14 protein-coding genes and 1 tRNA gene are annotated in these 15,718 nt (G+C 70.8%); 7 read left to right on the top strand and 8 right to left on the bottom strand.

Translation table 11 applies throughout. The features are described 5' to 3' along the window. Positions 1–198 precede the first annotated feature (198 nt). Together FFT21_RS22355 and FFT21_RS22350 are read left to right on the top strand one after the other, a co-directional pair. Entirely contained in the window at positions 199–768 is a 570-nt protein-coding gene (locus FFT21_RS22355; RefSeq protein ID WP_137815888.1) for a MauE/DoxX family redox-associated membrane protein, read from the top strand. Between the two features lies 1 nt (position 769). Then, positions 770–1,579 (top strand): DsbA family protein, encoded by an 810-nt coding sequence (locus FFT21_RS22350; protein ID WP_137815887.1) that lies wholly within the window; start codon positions 770–772, stop codon positions 1,577–1,579. Positions 1,580–1,626: 47 nt separating this feature from the next. Here FFT21_RS22350 and FFT21_RS22345 read toward each other — a convergent pair whose 3' ends face one another. Next, positions 1,627–2,964: a phenylacetate--CoA ligase family protein gene (locus tag FFT21_RS22345; RefSeq protein ID WP_225978641.1), complete on the bottom strand. Its 1,338-nt coding sequence runs from the start codon at positions 2,962–2,964 to the stop codon at positions 1,627–1,629. 125 nt (positions 2,965–3,089) lie between these two features. On the opposite strand from FFT21_RS22345, the gene FFT21_RS22340 reads away from it, so the two are divergent. After that, positions 3,090–3,162: transfer RNA gene (locus FFT21_RS22340), tRNA-Ala, on the top strand. A 695-nt stretch (positions 3,163–3,857) separates the two neighbouring features. Next, positions 3,858–5,435 carry an acyl-CoA dehydrogenase family protein gene (locus FFT21_RS22335; RefSeq protein ID WP_137815886.1) on the top strand — a complete coding sequence of 526 codons (1,578 nt, stop codon included), beginning with the start codon at positions 3,858–3,860 and terminating at the stop codon, positions 5,433–5,435. A gap of 48 nt (positions 5,436–5,483) precedes the next feature. Here the strand turns inward: FFT21_RS22335 and FFT21_RS22330 are convergent, their stop codons facing one another. Genes FFT21_RS22330 through FFT21_RS28915 form a run of 5 tightly spaced genes read right to left on the bottom strand, consistent with a single transcriptional unit; the run spans position 5,484 to position 9,296 of the window. Continuing rightward, positions 5,484–6,044 (bottom strand): GAF domain-containing protein, encoded by a 561-nt coding sequence (locus FFT21_RS22330; RefSeq protein WP_137815885.1) that lies wholly within the window; start codon positions 6,042–6,044, stop codon positions 5,484–5,486. Positions 6,045–6,076: 32 nt separating this feature from the next. Beyond that, positions 6,077–6,661: a GTP-binding protein gene (locus FFT21_RS22325; protein WP_137815884.1), complete on the bottom strand. Its 585-nt coding sequence runs from the start codon at positions 6,659–6,661 to the stop codon at positions 6,077–6,079. Beyond that, positions 6,639–7,013 (bottom strand): DUF742 domain-containing protein, encoded by a 375-nt coding sequence (locus tag FFT21_RS22320; protein WP_225978640.1) that lies wholly within the window; start codon positions 7,011–7,013, stop codon positions 6,639–6,641. The genes FFT21_RS22325 and FFT21_RS22320 overlap by 23 nt, the downstream gene beginning before the upstream one ends. Before the next feature lie 2 nt (positions 7,014–7,015). Continuing rightward, complete coding sequence (locus FFT21_RS22315; protein WP_264081666.1) at positions 7,016–7,432, bottom strand: roadblock/LC7 domain-containing protein; 417 nt, start codon at positions 7,430–7,432, stop codon at positions 7,016–7,018. Between the two features lie 49 nt (positions 7,433–7,481). Further along, positions 7,482–9,296 carry a sensor histidine kinase gene (locus FFT21_RS28915; RefSeq protein WP_153816570.1) on the bottom strand — a complete coding sequence of 605 codons (1,815 nt, stop codon included), beginning with the start codon at positions 9,294–9,296 and terminating at the stop codon, positions 7,482–7,484. 219 nt (positions 9,297–9,515) lie between these two features. Here FFT21_RS28915 and FFT21_RS22305 point away from each other — a divergent pair, with 219 nt between their 5' ends. Next, positions 9,516–10,616 (top strand): IS701 family transposase, encoded by a 1,101-nt coding sequence (locus FFT21_RS22305; protein WP_137815881.1) that lies wholly within the window; start codon positions 9,516–9,518, stop codon positions 10,614–10,616. Here FFT21_RS22305 and FFT21_RS22300 read toward each other — a convergent pair. Beyond that, positions 10,609–10,824 (bottom strand): hypothetical protein, encoded by a 216-nt coding sequence (locus FFT21_RS22300; RefSeq protein WP_137815880.1) that lies wholly within the window; start codon positions 10,822–10,824, stop codon positions 10,609–10,611. The two genes, FFT21_RS22305 and FFT21_RS22300, sit on opposite strands and share 8 nt — an antisense overlap. Before the next feature lie 382 nt (positions 10,825–11,206). On the opposite strand from FFT21_RS22300, the gene FFT21_RS22295 reads away from it, so the two are divergent. After that, entirely contained in the window at positions 11,207–12,193 is a 987-nt protein-coding gene (locus FFT21_RS22295; protein ID WP_137815879.1) for a nucleoside hydrolase, read from the top strand. Here FFT21_RS22295 and FFT21_RS22290 read toward each other — a convergent pair whose 3' ends face one another. After that, positions 12,194–14,488 carry an ATP-binding protein gene (locus FFT21_RS22290; RefSeq protein ID WP_192909689.1) on the bottom strand — a complete coding sequence of 765 codons (2,295 nt, stop codon included), beginning with the start codon at positions 14,486–14,488 and terminating at the stop codon, positions 12,194–12,196. It lies immediately after the preceding gene. A gap of 372 nt (positions 14,489–14,860) precedes the next feature. Here FFT21_RS22290 and FFT21_RS22285 point away from each other — a divergent pair, with 372 nt between their 5' ends. Beyond that, positions 14,861–15,718, top strand: a complete 858-nt coding sequence (locus tag FFT21_RS22285) for a histidine kinase (protein ID WP_137815877.1) — start codon at positions 14,861–14,863, stop codon at positions 15,716–15,718.

Raw genomic sequence — 15,718 nt, 5'->3', positions numbered from 1 at the left:
TGGCTAGCCTCAATTCCGGCGGCGCGGACCTCCGGCTCACCGATCGGTCGGCGGGGGTGTCCGACCCGAGGGCGCCGCGCCGGTCCAGCACCGTTTCCGCTGGTCGGAGCAGTCAGGACGGCTCATACGATCGGGTGTGCCGAGGCGGCCGGCGGTGCGTGGCGGGGGGTTCTCAGCATCGCCCGGTACCCTCGCCGCGTGGCTTCCGTCTCGCCGCGGCTCCTGGATGCCATCGGCACGCTGGTGCGGCTCGGTCTGGCCGCCGTCTGGCTGGTCGCCGGTGGCATCAAGGCAGCCGACCTGAACCAGAACTACCTGGCGGTCAAGGCATACCGGGTGCTGCCGGACGCCTGGGTGAGCCCGGTGTCCGCGGCGCAGCCGTTCGTCGAACTGGCGCTCGGCGTGCTGCTGCTGCTCGGCATCGGCGTCCGGGCGGTGTCCGTGCTGTCCGCGGTGCTGCTCCTGCTGTTCATCGCCGGGGTCGCCCAGTCCTGGGCGCGTGGCCTGACCATCGACTGCGGCTGCTTCGGCGGCGGCGGTCAGGTCTCCGCCAGCCAGACCCGGTACCCGCAGGAGATCGCCAGGGACGTCGGATTCCTCGCGCTCGCCGTGTGGCTGGCTGTGCGCCCGCGCACGTGGCTGTCGGTGGACGGTTGGCTACGCCGGGACCAGCACGCGCTGGTCGACGTGCCCGAGGACGCCGGGGACGCGGACGGCGGCACCGAAGAGGAGCCGGCCTCGCCGGCTCGCGCACAGGAAGGACGGTGACGTGGGCGGCGCGCAGCGCAATGCTCGCAAGCAGAAGCAGAAGCAGACCCAGGCGGCGAAGGCCGTCGCGGCGGCGCGCGGCACCAGCAACGACCGGGCGAAGGTCATCGTCGGGGTCATCGTCGTCGTGGTGCTCGCGGCCGCTGTGGTCGGTGGGGTGCTCTACCAGAAGAACAAGGCCAACCAGCGGGCCGAGGCCACGATCGCGCCGAAGCACGTGGCCGCCGCCAACTACCCGGTGCGGGTGGACAACGGCACGGTGCTGGCCGGCAAGGAGGACGCCAAGATCACGGTGGACCTCTACGAGGACTTCCTCTGCCCGGTCTGCGGCCAGTTCGAGAAGCGGGACGGCGACAAGATCCAGCAGCAGCTCAACGCCGGCACGGTCAAGTTCCGGTACCACATCATCGACCTGCTCAACGACCGGTCGAACCCGCCGGGCTACTCGCAGGCCGCCGGTAACGCGGCGCTGTGCGCGGCGGAGGGCGGGAAGTTCCCCGACTACCACCTGAGCCTGTACGACGCGCAACCGCAGGAGGGTGGCCGCGGCTACGACAACGTCCAGCTCGGTGGGCTGGGCAAGGCGCTCGGCATGGGCGACGCCTTCACCAACTGCGTGAACAGCGGGAAGTACAGCGGCCAGGTCCAGCAGCAGTACGACGCCGCGTCGAGCAACCCGGCGCTGCAGCAGGACACCGGCCAGGGCGGCAAGGCGTTCGGCACACCGACCGTCGCGGTGAACGGCAAGACGCTCAACTGGAGCGACCCGAACTGGCTGGACAACCTGGTCAAGACGGGCACGGCCGGCTGAGCCTCGGTGCCCGTTCGGATACTCGCCGTCGGCTCCGCGACGGCCCGTCAGAGCAGCCCGGGAAGCGGTGGCTCGCCCTCGGACCACCGGGCGAGCCGCCGCGCCTTTCCCGTCTCGGTGCGCGGCACGCTGCCCGGCGCCAGCACCCGCACCACGCAGCCGATGCCGAGCCGCTCGCGCAGGGCGTTCCCGAGGTCGGCCGCCAGCACCGCGGTGTCCACGGTGTCCTCGAACGGTTCCACCGCCACCCGCAGCTCCGGCCGCGCGGCGACCCGGCGGTCCTCCACGATCAGGTAGTGCGGGCTGACACGGTCATCGGCCAGCAGCACGGCCTCGATCTCGGTGGGAAACACGTTGACCCCGCGCACCACCAGCATGTCGTCCCGGCGGCCGAGCAGCTTGCTCATCCGGCGCAGCGTGCGCGGCGCCCCGGGCACCGGGCCGGCCAGCCGCGCCACGTCGCCGCTGTGGTAGCGCAGCAGCGGCATACCGGTCTTGGTGAGTGTGGTGAACACCAGCTCGCCCGGGGTCCCGTCCGGCACCGGGTTGCCCTCGGCGTCCACCGCCTCGACGAGGAAGTGGTCCTCGGCGACGTTGAGCATGCCGTCCGAGTCCAGCGACTCGCACGCCACGCCCGGCCCGATGATCTCGGACAGGCCATAGATGTCCAGCGCCCGCAGGCCGAGCAACTCCTCGATGGTGGACCGCATCGCCTCGGTCCACGGCTCGGCGCCGAACAGCCCGGCGCGCAGGGACAGGTCGACCGGGTCCACGCCCCTGGCGCGCAGCGCCTCGCCCAGGTGGATGGCGAACGACGGCGTGCAGCAGAGCAGGTCCGGCCGCAGGTCGAGGATCAGCCGGATCTGCCGGTCGGTCATCCCGCCGGACATCGGGACCACGGTGGCGCCGAGCCGCATCGCGCCGTGGTGGACGCCGATGCCTCCAGTGAACAGGCCGTAGCCGTAGGCACAGTGCACCGTGCTGCGCCTGCTCGCGCCGGCGCCACCCAGGGCGCGCGCCATGACCTGCGCCCACACGTCCACGTCGTGCGCGGTGTACGGGACCAGCGTCGGCCGGCCACCGGTGCCCGACGATCCGTGCACGCAGACGACATCCTCCTCGGGGACCGCGCGCATCCCGAACGGGTAGTGCTCCCAGAGGTCCTGCTTGCCGACGGTGGGCAGCTTCGGCAGGTCCTCCAGGGTGACGTCCGCGCCGGCCCGCACGCCGGCCTCGCGCAGCCGCCGCGCCTGCAGCCCGTCCGCGGCCAGTAGCCGGTCCACCAGCCCTCGCAGCCGCCGCGCCTGCAGCTCACGCCGCACCTGCGGGTCCGCACCCTCGGCGTCCGGGTGCACCAGCGGGACAACGCCGTCCTCGATGCTCACGGCAGAAGGTCCTACCAGGCCGAACGGGCCGCTGGAAGAGGCGTGCGCACCCCGGCTTCGTCCGTCCCAACCACGTCGTGTACTGTTTTCCCCAGCACCGGGTGGCAGTGCCCGGTGATCCTCAAGGGGCTGTAGCGCAGTTGGTAGCGCACCACACTGGCAGTGTGGGGGTCAGGGGTTCGAATCCCCTCAGCTCCACTCTTCTCCGGCATGGGCACGCCCTGGTCAGAGCTTCCGGCTCCAGCCAGGGCCGCAGCCATTTCTTGGCTGGCCGCCGGGTCGTGCCAGATCAGGCCGCGGCGTCCTGCTGCGCGGCCACGGTGACCGAGACCACACGACGGGTGGTTCTTCGCTTATTGGCCTTATGGGCGCAATTCCGGCGCGGGATGCCGCCCCGTGTGACGAAAGCGTGTGATGCTCGGCACAGGACACTGGTGCTCTCCGTGGGTCGGTGGATGTCTGAACGAAGAACCGATGTGAGACGAAATCGGTGCCGGATCTGGCGGGTTCCGGCAGGTCATCATGGCTTACCAGATGTGGCAACGATTTCGGCGGAACGATGTCCGCGTTGTTGCGTGAAGTTGTCCGGCTTGTTGCCGCATGCGCAGAGTGTATGATTACGCACCGCAAATTACACGAATGACGCAGTCGAATCACTGTCCGAGCGGTACCCTGTGACAACGCTGCGTAGTAAATTGCGTTCTGCAAGTTGTCAACGGTCGGTAGGCGGGGGCGCCAAGGGTGTGGGGCGGTCATGAAGTTCTCCAGCCAGCCAGTCCTGGAGATGCTGGTCTGTCAGTAGCCGTATCCATCTGTACCTGATCCAGCCCTCACGCATGGAGGAATCGATGGAGTCACCGGACGTGGAGTCCATGGCCGGAAACACTCTCACGATGACCTTGCCCGCGAATGATTCCGCGCTGGTGGAGGGCGCGGTGTCCGAGAAGGCGGCGCGAATGCTGAAGTTCCTTCGCTGGTACGCGCGAGAACGGATCAACTCACGGCTGATGGACGAGCGCCGGTCCCTGCCGCTGGCGCTCGTGTCGGACTTCGCGGCCGCCGGCTTACTCGGCCTTCAGGTCCCGGAGCGCTACCAGGGGCAGGAGTTGTCGCATGTGGACACCGTACGTGTCATCACGCAACTCGGCGCCATCGACGTCAACCCGTGCATTCTCACTGTCGTCCACAACACCCTGGGCATACCACCCGTTCGGCACTTCGCCTCGGAGAGCATCAAGGAAGAGGTGCTGCCGCTGCTGGCTCAGGGAAAGAGCCTGATCACCAGTGCGATCAGTGAACCAGGTATGGGATCGCATCTGCGCGCCCTCGCCACGCGGGCGACCAAGAACCCGGACGGCAGCTACTCGATCAACGGCACCAAGAAATGGATCAGTCTCGGCGCGGATGCTCGGTACGTCAACGTGTTCGCGCAACTGTACGACGGCAAGGGCCAGGCGTCAGGGATCACCGGGTTCCTGGTCGAAACCGACAGCCCGGGATTCGAAATCGGCCCCGAGATGCTCACTCTCGGCTTGAAGGCGATTCCTCAGAACGACCTGAGGTTCAACGACCTTCGGGTACCACCCTCGGCGTTGCTGGGCGCGGAGGGCGAAGGTCTTCGCGCGGCGAAGTCGGCGTTCATGGCCGGCCGGGTGATGCTCGCGGCGGCGGCCCGCGGCGCGGCAATGCGCTCGCTGGAAATCGCGTGCCGCTTCGCCATGGAGCGAAAGGTCGCCACCGGACGGCTGGCCGAGAACGGTCGTATTCGGCAGAAACTCGCGGACGGCGCCGCGGCGATCCAGGCGGTACAGACACTCGTCCGCAACATCGCGGAGCGGCTGGACGCCGGTGACGTGGTGCCCGACGCGCTGTACTTCTGCGCCAAGATCCTCGGCTGCGAACTGATGTGGCGGGTCATCGACACGTCGGTGCAGGTGCTGGCCGCGCGCGGGTACCTAGACACCAACGTCGTCGGCCAGCACTTTCGGGACTACCGGCTGTTCCGGATCTTCGAAGGCTCCACCGAGGCTGTCACCGTCTACCTCGGATCGACGATCCTCAGGGCACCCCACGAGTTCTTCGGGATGCTCGACGAGCAGTTGGACGCATCCCGCCACGTGCGGGAACTCGCCGCCGCGGTGGCGGAACTGGCCACGACCACCACCGACCGGGATGAGGCCAACCGGCACATCCTCGCCAACGTCGTCGGTGACCTCGCCTGCTGGACGATGATCGCGGCCACCACGAATGCGGTCGCGCATCGCAGCGCGATGCACGCCTACGCGGCGTCCTGGTGCGAGCAGAAGCTGCGCGACCGCCTCCACACCGCCCGGCACGACCTGCTGTGCGACCTCCCGAGTGTGGCAGAGATGACCGATCACATCGCGGGATACGCCGACGTGATCGGCGACATCGAGCAGCACCGGCCAAGTGAGGCGTACGGACTGGATCCGCTGCTCCGCCGGGGCTGACAACGGCCGCACCACGCTCCTCGCCGGCCCGGAAGGACCGGCGAGGAGTCACACCAACCGCAGGTCCCGCTCCCGCCGGTGGATCAGCTCCACCAGCTCGGCGGCCAGCTGCTTGATCATGTGCACACCCTGGTGGCCCCAGGCGCGCGGCTCGCTGTCCACGACACACACCGTGCCGAGCGCCGTACCCGTCCGGTCGATCACCGGAGCCCCGAGGTATGCGCGGACGCCCATCTTGTCGACCACGTCGTTCCCGGCGAACCGCGGGTAGGCGAAGACGTCGTCCAGCGGGAGCGCCTTGCGCCGGGCGATGACGTGGGGGCAGTACCCGGTACCCATCGGCACCGACCGGGAGAACGGCGCCACGCCGGCACCGTCGACTCCCGCGGACGCCATGAACAGGCCGGAGAGGTACTGCTGGGTGTCGCTGATGAAGTTGACCATGGCGTTGGGCGTGCCGGCGATCCGCGCGACGTGCTGGGCGAACTCGTCGAGTTCCGCATCCGGCCTGGTACCGAGGTCGAGCTGGCGCAGCCGGGCGGCACGCTCCACCACATGCTCGTCGATCGGCTCCAGGTGACGATGGCCGGCGGGGTCGAAGGTGGACATGGAGAACTCCGTATCTGCGGGTGGGCGGGTGGCTACATCGAGCGGGACATGGCGGCCGCGAGCACGTGCTCGACCAGCGCGATCAGCACGCCCTTCGCGGACTGGGTCTGCCGGGCGTCACACATCAGGATCGGTACCTGCGCGTCGATGTCGAGCGCCTGGCGGACCTCGTCGACCTCGTAGTGGTAGGCACCGTCGAACTGGTTGACCGCCACCAGGAAGTTGACCCGGCGGCGTTCGAAGAACTCGACCGCGGCGAAACAGTCCTGCAGGCGTCTGGTGTCGGCGAGCACCACCGCGCCGAGCGCGCCCCGGCACAGCTCGTCCCACATGAACCAGAAGCGTTCCTGGCCCGGCGTGCCGAACAGGTACAGCACGACGTTCTCCGGGACGAAGGTGATGCGGCCGAAATCCATCGCCACGGTGGTGGTGGCCTTGCTCTCCACCCCGTCCAGGCTGTCGGTGCCCACGCTGGCCGCGGTGAGGGTCTCCTCCGTGGTCAGCGGTTCGATCTCGCTGACCGCGCGCACGAAAGTGGTCTTGCCGACTCCGAAGCCGCCCGCGACGAGGATCTTGAACGGGGTCGGGAAGGCGTCAGAGTCGTTCACGGAGACCATGAAGCAGTGCCTCCAGTCTTTGTCTGTCGGTGGAGTCGGCGGTGGCGCCGGGAGCGCGGGTGGTGACCGCGTTCCATTCGATGAGATCGGAGAGCACGACCTTGGTGACCATCACCGGCTGCCGGAGGTGCGCCGCGATCTCGGCGACCGAGGTGGGCGTTCGGCAGAGTTCGAGGGCCAGCGCGTGTTCGGGATCCAGCCGCCGGTGGGGTGCCAGGCCGGTGGCCCGGACCAGGGACACCAGGTCGAGGGGCTTCGAGGGCTTGGTGCGCCCGTTGGTCACCGTGTACGGGCGTACCAACTGCCCGGCGTCGCCGTCGAGCCAGGGTGCGTCCTCCCGGGAACCGGCCATGATCATCGGATGGTGTGGCCGGGTGTGGCGACCGCGTGTCGGGTTGGGGTGGCCAGGTAGGACGGCACCCGCTTGACGAGTTGCGCCATCTCGTAACCGAGCACGCCCGCGTCGGCGTCCCGGCCGGCCAGCACGGCCAGCACCGCACCCGGTCCGGCCGCGGTCACGAACAGGACCACGTCGTCGAGTTCGGCCACGACCTGCCGGACGCCGTCACTGCCGCCGAAGCGCACTCCGGCGGTGCGCGCCAGGGAGCACAGTCCGGACGCGATCGCGGCCAGCTTGTCGGCGCCGTCCGCGTCCAGGCCGTGGAAGTGCTTCTTCAGCCCGTCCGAGGACAGCAGCAGGGCGCTGCGGGTGTGCGGAACCTTCTGCACCAGGCTGCTGAGCAGCCAGGTGAGATCGGACGTCGGGCTCACGGGCAAATCGCTCACCATGAATGAAATCTCTCCCCTGGGTGGTGCGTCGTCAGCTGGTGCGGTCGGCGGGCGGATCGTCGCCCTCTGCGCCGCTGCCGCGGTCGATGCCGCGCTGGAAGGCGGCCATCAGGCCGGGGTTGTGACCGGCGGCCGGCTCGCTGGCCGGGCGACTCTCGAGCAGTTCGGGTACCAGGTACGTGGTGCGTTCGCGGCGCTGCGGTAGCCGGGGACGCGCATCGTCGCCGCGGGCATGCGCGCCGTGCGAACCGCCGGCGGCGCCCGTGCCGCGGGCGGGGTGCGCGCCGGAGCCGTTCCCGGCGGCCCGGTCCGGCTGGGACGCCGGGGTCTCGGACTCGTGCCGGCGCTGCGCCGCCGAGGCCGCGGTGATGTTCGCCGCGCGGGCGTCCAGGGTGTCGGCAGCCGGCCACTTGCCGTGGGACTCCGCGGGGACGCGCCTCGGCAGTTCCGGAGCGGACGACGAGGCCGTGGCGGTGGCCGCCGGTGCCGGTGCCGAGGCCGTGGCGGTGGCCGACGTGGAGTGGACCGACGACCCGTTGCCCGGCGCGGCCGGCAGCGCCCCGGCGACGCGCCCGTTCCCCAGCGACGCGGGTTCGCGGGCGGGCTGCTCGCTGTCGGCGTCCGGGCTGGCGTCGCCGAGCAGCCGGTGCGGCAGCACGACGGTGGCCTGGATGCCGCCGTAGATGTTGTTCTGCAGGCGGACCGCGACGCCGTGCCGCCGGGCCAGCTCGGCCACCACGCACAGCCCGATGCGCCCGTCCTGGAGCAGCTCGCCGAGGTCGATGTGGCCGGGCGCGGCGAGCAGGTCGTTGATCCGCCGCTGGTCCTCGATGGGCATGCCGAGGCCGCGGTCGTCGATCTCGATGGCCAGGCCGGCCGCGACCATCTGGGCGCGCACCGTGACCTCGGTTTCCGGCGCGGAGAACATGGTGGCGTTCTCCACCAGTTCGGCGACCAGGTGGATGATGTCGGCGACAGCGTGCCCGCGCAGCGTGCCCTCCACCGGAGGGATCACCTTGACCCGCGCGTACTGCTCGACCTCGGCGACGGCGGAGCGCAGCACGGTGTACATGTTCACCGGGCTGCTCCACTGCCGGCGGGGTGCCACACCGCCCAGCACGGCAAGGCTCTCCGCCTGCCGACGCACCCCGGTGGCCAGGTGGTCGACGAAGAACAGGCCCTTGAGCAGGTCCGGGTCCTCGACCTGGTGCTCCAGCTCGTCCAGCTTCTGGATGGCCCGGTGGACCAGCGACTGCAGGCGGCGGGCCAGGTTGACGAACACGCCGACGCGCTGGTCGGGGTCGCCGGGCATCGGCGTGCCGGTCGCCTGGCTGATCACCACCTCGGCGGCGTGCTGCGCCTGCTGCAGCTCGTGGGCGAGGAACGCGAACGGGTGGCTGCCCTCCACCGGCGGGGGCTGCGGGCCGCGCGGTACCGGCCGCTCACCGTCCCGCGCCTGCCTGGCGAACCGCTGGATCTCCTCGGCGAACCGGGCCGTCCACATGCGCAGCGTGTCGACGTCCTGCTGGGCCTGGCGCGCCTCGTCGACGCGCGCACCCATCGCGCGGGCCGTGGCGTTGGCCCGGCTGGCCGCCATGACCACGACCAGGACGGCGGCGGCCACCGCCACGGCGATGACGAGCACACGCGTTTCCCCGGAGCGGTCGGCGAGAAGTAAGGCCACGGTAGCCGCACCGATGACTGCCAGGAGGGCCGCGGGCAGCACCGCCAGCCGCAGCAGGTGGGATCGCAGTTCGCCCGCAGCGTCGATGCCGCTGGACTGGCCCGGGCTGCCCTGGCCGTGCCAGTGATTGGCGCGCGTGTTGGGCGGGGGTAGTTCAGACATCAGCGTCCTCGGTGCGAGGTTACCGTTAGGTAAATTCATGTCAGGATGTGTAACGCAATTGTCGGCCCCGGTGACAACGCGCCACGTTTGCTCCACTGCCGCGGATATGATCCACACACCGTAGGGCGGAGGCAACGCTTCCGGGTGGATCACGCGACCATTAAGTGCTGCAACGACAGGTTGTGATGGCGAGTCGACCTCTGGTACCTGATCTCGCCTGTGTGGACGGAGCCGACACCAGACGAGCAGGCCGGGTTTGACACGTTCGTCGCCCGCTTCGCGAGCCGGTGTCCTCGTGTGGAATCTCGCCGGCGCATGGCCTCCTACCTGCGCGCACTACTCAGCGAGACGGAGCGGAAGAACGGCTGGACGCTGGCCGAGGTGGCCGGCGACGCCGGGCCGGAGGGTATGCAGCGGCTGCTCAACTTCTACTCCTGGGACACCGACGGAGTGCGCGACGACGTCCGGGATATGGTCGTCGAATCGCTGGGTGACGCGGACCACGGAGTGCTGGTCGTCGAGGAAACGGCCTTTCCCAAGAAGGGGCGGAAGTCGGCGGGGGTGGCGCGGCAGTACTCCAGCTCGGCCGGGCGCCTGGAAAACTGCCAGATCGGCGTGTTTCTGGCCTATTCCTCGCCGCGCGGTCAGGCATTGATAGATCGTGAACTGTACCTGCCGGTGGAATGGACGGCCGATCGTCGGCGGTGCCGGGAGGCCGGTATCGACGACGGGATCGGATTCGCCGGTAAACCCGTTCTCGCCCGCCGAATGATCGAGCGGGTGGTGAGCGCCGGAGTGCCGTTCGCCTGGGTTACCGGGGACCACGTCTACGGGCAGGACGGTGACCTGCGCGCGTGGCTGGAATCGCGGGACATCGCGCATGTGCTGGCGGTGCCGACGGCGGCGACCAACTTTCCCGTGGCCCGGATCGCCCGCATGGTGGCCGACCTCGGTGACGGCGCGTGGACGCGGATCGGCGGCGCCGGCGCGGCCGGCGCGACGCCCTACGACTGGGCGGTCACCGACATCCGCTCCCGCCGGAGACCGGACCGCAGGCACTGGCTGCTGGCCCGGCGCAGCGCGCGGGAACCCACCGAGTTGCGGTACTACGTGTGTTTCGGCCCCGCCGAAACCACGCTGCCCGATCTGGTCCGGGTCGCCGGAAACCAGGGGACCGTGGCGGAATGCTTAAGTATCGCGCGAAATCGAACCGGACTCGACCACTACCAGGTTCGCGGCTACCAACCCTGGTATCGGCACATCACGCTGTCCATGGCGGCCGCGGCCTTTCTCGCGCTCCGCCACGACACGGTCATCTGATAGCGGGCGGGGCGGGAAGAACGGGGTGCCGGCCCCTTTCGATCAGCGCCTCGCCGAGCGCGATCAGGCGCTCGCCCAGTTCCTGTTGCGCCTGCGCGCATGCCGGATGGTCGCCGGCCATCTCATCGATCATCTGGCAGGAGAGGCGAACCAGTTCTCTGTTCAGGTTGGCGATTTCGGCCAGCAGCACGCGATCGTCGTAACGCACTGGTCCTCCCTCCCGGTGACCCCTCAGCCGACCCCGCCCGCGGACCCTGCCGTGCTCCGACGGGTAGCGACGCGGCGGCCATGCTCGATCGGGCCCGCCCCGGCGGAGACACCGTGAGTGGCGCCGGCAGGCGGCTCCGTCCGCCGACTGGCCGGCCCGGTGCGGGGGCGAGACGTCACCCCTGTTACTGACCGCACGAAAATCACCCTATGGAGTGATGAAGGCCACGAGCCAGTGTTGCCGTGTTTCCTCTTCGGGGAAACACCGCGGCGTCGCCTCTTTGTTGCCCTTCAAGGAAACGGCTCGTCGGGGCTGTCCGTCCGGCCGGAGTTTCCGGTAAGGCTGTACCGTAACCGGACTTCGGGGCGGAGGAAACGAGCGGATGTCCGAAGCCAACGGCGTCGCGGCTGGTGGGCGCCGGCCGATCGTACTGGACACCGATCCCGGAATCGATGACGCGCTGGCCATCCTCTATCTCGCCGCGGCACCGGAGGTGGAGATCGTCGCGGTCGGTGCCGCGCCCGGCAACCTCCCCACCGCGATGGCGGCGGACAACGCGCTGCGGCTGCTCGACCTGGTCGGGCTCACCGACGTGCCGGTCGCCCTCGGCGCGCACACCCCGCTGAGCCAGCCGCCGGCGATATCCCGGGCGCACGGCGAGGACGGGCTGGGCGGTGCCGCCGGGCCGCCGTCCGCGCGCCGTCCGGTCGCCCATTCCGCCGCCGAGCAACTCGTCGGGCTGGCCCGCCGGCGGCCCGGCGAACTGACCGTGGTCGCGCTCGGCCCGCTGACGAACCTGGCGCTGGCCCTGCTGCTGGAGCGGGACCTGCCGAGGTTGCTGCGCGCCGTGGTGTGGATGGGCGGCGCCATCCACCGCGCGGGCAACCGGACCCCGCACGCGGAGTTCAACGCCTGGCAGGACCCGGAGGCCGCGGAACTGGTGCTGGCCGCCGGCTTCGACCTGACCATGGTGCCGCTGGACGTCACCGAGACCGCGCGGGCGGACCGGGCGTGGGTGGCCGCCGTCGCGGCGTCCGCGGACCCGCGCGCCCGCTTCGCCAGCCGGATGCTCGAGCACTTCGTGGACTTCTACGCCACCACCCTGGGCATCGAGGGCTGCCTGTTGCACGATCCGCTCGCCGCGGCCGTCGCGGCCACCCCCGCGCTCGCCACCACCTGCGAGGAACGCGAGGTCACGGTGGAACTCACCGGCACGCACACCCGCGGCATGCTGGTGACCGACCTGCGGCCGACCATCCACCCGTGCGGCTATGCCCGCCGGCCGGTGCGGGTCGTGGTCGAGGCGGACGTCTCCCGGCTGCTCGACCGCTTGCGGCACGCCCTGGTCGGCGCCGCGCTGCCGGCCTGATCAGCCCGGCTGATCAGGTTCGGGCACCGGGGCCAGCCGGCGCAGCCGCTCCCGCACCGCGCCCGCCCGGGGATCGTCGAGTTCCTCGAACAGCCGCGCGGCCTCGAGGAAAGACGCCCGAGCCTGGCCCACCCGGCCCAGTTCCGCCAGCACCCGGCCACGCCGGTCCAGCGTGTCCGCCTCGGCGCCGTGGTCCTCGGCGTCCCGGCACACCACCAGCGCCTGGTCCAGGAAGTCCAGCGCGCGCCGCGGGTCGCCGCGCAGCCGGTGCGCCTCCGCATAGCGGACCAGCGTGTAGCCCTGGATCCACGAGCCGTCCAGGTCACGTGCGGTCTCCACGGCCTGCTCCAGGTACGGCAGCGCGACGTCCAACCGGGACAGTCGCAGGTGCGCCTCGCCGAGGGCAGCGAGCATCTGCGCCTGGCCGTGCCGGTCGTCCAGCTCCAGGAACAGCGGCAGCGCGGCGGTGAAGTACTCGATCGCCCGCTCGAACTCCCCACGGTCCCTGGCCACGTAACCCAGCGCGGCCTGCGTCCAGCCCAGGCCGTGCCGGTCGTTGATCTCCCGGCGGATCGTCAGCGCCCGGGTGAGGTAGTGCAGTTCCTGGTCGGAGCGGCGGTACTCGGCCGGCCCGGCGTGCGCGAGGTTGTTCAGCGCCCACGCCTCGCCGTAGCGGTCGCCGGCCGCGACCGCGGCCCGCACGGCGAGCTGGTGGCTGGTGATCCACACGGTCCACGGCCGGCGGCGGGCGAAGAAGTTCCACAGCAGCACCGGCAGCTTCCACGCGGTGCCGTAGAGCCGGTGCTGCATGGCCAGCCGGGTGACCGGCACCACGTTGCCCAGCTCCGCCTCGCACCACTCCCGTGCCGCGCGTGCGTCGGCGAACCGCACCGGGGTGACGCCCTCGGCGGGCGGGTCGAGCGGCATGAAGATCGGATGGTGCGGCAGCAGCGCCCCGGGGACGGCGAACGCGGTATGCAGGTACCAGTCGGTCAGCCGGCGCACGGCCGCCTCGCGCTCCGCCGCACCGTCCTCCACCCGGGCGCGTTCCGCGGCGTACTCGCGTAACAGGTCGTGCAGCCGGTACCGGTCGCGGCCCACCTCGTCCAGCAGGTGCGCGCTGGTCAGGGCGTCCAGCCAGCGGCGGACCCGAGGCTCGGGGTGACCGGCGAGCGCGGCCGAGGCAGCAAGGCCGATCTCCGCGCCGGGATGCAGGCCCAGCAGCCGGAACATCGCCGCCACTTCGGGCGCCAGGCTGCGGTACGACCACGAGAACGCGGCGCGCACGGCCACGCTGGCGTCGTCGTCGGTGGCCAGCAGGTCCAGCCGCTCGCCCTCCGCGGCCAGTTCGGTGACCAGGTCGGCGACCGCGCGGTGCGGGCGGGCGGCGACCCGCTCGGCGGCGACGCGCAGCGCCAGCGGCAGGTGACCGCACTGGCCGGCCAGGGTTTCCACGGCGTCCGACTCGGCGTCCGCGCGCCGCGCGCCGATCACCCGGCGCAGCAGCGCGACCGACTCGTGCGGCTGCATCGCGCCCAGTGTCAGCCGGCGCGCCCCGGCCCGGACTACCAGCCCGGACAGCCGTTTCCGGCTGGTGACCACCACACCGCAGCCGGCGGTGCCGGGCAGCAGCGAGTCGACCTGCTCCGAGCCGGCCGCGTTGTCCAGCACCACCAGCACCCGCCGGTCGGCCAGCACGCTGCGGAACAGCGCCGCCCGCCGGGAGAGCCCCACCGGGATGCGTTCCGCCGGCACACCGAAGGCGACGAGGAACTCCTCGAGCACCTCCTCCGGCCGGGCCGGCACCCCTTCCGGCACGTAGCCGCGGAGGTCGGCATAGAGCTGGCCGTCGGGGAAGCGGCCGGCCGCGTGGTGTGCCCAGCGCAGCGCCAGCGCCGTCTTGCCGGCACCGGGTGGCCCGTCGATCGCGGCCAGCACCACCGCGTCCGGGTCGTCGGAGAGCATCTCGTCCAGGCGGCGCAGCGCATCGTCGCGGCCGACGAAACCGGCGGCCGCTCCGGCGGGGAGTTGGGCGGGCCGCAGCACGCGGGCGGACCACTCCGACCGTCTCGGCACCAGTTCCGTCAACTGGCCACCGGTGCCGAGCACCCGGTCGCAGGCCTTCGCCAGTTCCACCGTCGGCGGTTTGCTGCCGTGCTCCACCTTGCTCAGATGCCCAGGGCTGTAGCTCACCAGCCGCGCCAACCGGCGCAGCGACAGCCCGCGATGCTGGCGCCACCTGCGCAATTCCGCGCCAAAGGTGAGCAGGTTTTCCTTTCCTGCTCCCGAAGGCATGCCGGCAACACCCCTTTGCGCCCATGGCCGGCGTGATCCGGGCCGTATCGTACGGCGACCCGGATGCGGTTCGATCTCCGCGGGCTCGATTCGCCAATACCGCGCCGGCTCCGCCTGCCGCGACTCGGTGACCGCCACATGGATCAGCTGTCCACTTGGCGGGACGATCCTTGCGGACGCGATCATGGCACGGCCTACTACTACCGCACGAAGCACCCGGTGATCACGCGCCACCGGCGGGCCGGTGGCTCCGCCCTGGACAGGCCCGTGACCTGGGCGGAATCGCGGAAAGACGCAGGCCGAGGTCGCCCGCGACGGCTGCCCTGCCGACGGGATCGTGGGCGCGGACCCGCGGACGAGAAGGAGGACGGGATGACCGCGTCGAGCCGCGGCGGCCCGCGGCACCATGGCACGCGCTGGGCATACCTGGTTGCCGGCGCGTTGGTCGTCGTCGCAACTTATGCCTACCTGGTCATCGCGCGGCCGGCGTCGTTACATCACGGCGGCGCGGGTTCCGCGGCGCTTCTCGCTCTCGCCGGTTATCTGGTCGGTTCGGTTCTGATTATCGCCGGGGCGATGTCACGACTGCCCACCTCGACGGTGGCATTGCTGCCGGTGGCCATCGCGGTCAACCTGGTGGTCGGCCAGATCGTCAACGTCACCGGAATCCCGCTGTACCTGGACTCGATCGGCACCGTGCTGGTCGGGGTGCTGGCCGGGCCGGCGGCGGGTGCCGCCACCGGCGCTCTGGCCGACGTCATCTGGGGCATCACCGTCAACCCCTCCGCGATGCCGTTCGCGGTGACGGCGGCGGTGATCGGCCTGCTCGCCGGGGTGGCCGCCCGGTTCGGGGCGTTCCGCCGGCTGTGGACGGCGCTGCCCGCCGGACTCGTCACCGGGGTGGTCGCCGCGATCGTCTCCGCGCCGATCGGCGCCTTCGTCTACGGCAATGCGAACGCGTCCGCCGGGCGGTCCGGGCTGGCCGCCGCGTTCCAGGCGTACGGCAACGGGTTGCTCAAGTCGGCCACGCTGCAGGGGCTGGTCTCCGATCCGCTGGACAAGACGCTGTCCTTCCTGATCGTCTTCCTGCTGCTGGCCGCGCTGCCGCCGCGGTTCCGGCAGCGTTTCCCGTTCGCCCGCCGGTTCGCCGTGTTCGGTCACCGCACCGGCCTGGTCGACCGGGACGCCGAGGCGACAACCGGTGCGTGCGAACTCGCGGAGAAGGGCTGA

Origin of the sequence: Gandjariella thermophila (assembly GCF_005405885.1) — a bacterium.
In the GTDB taxonomy this organism is placed as follows: domain Bacteria; phylum Actinomycetota; class Actinomycetes; order Mycobacteriales; family Pseudonocardiaceae; genus Gandjariella; species Gandjariella thermophila.
This window is presented reverse-complemented; position numbering and strand designations above follow the sequence as displayed.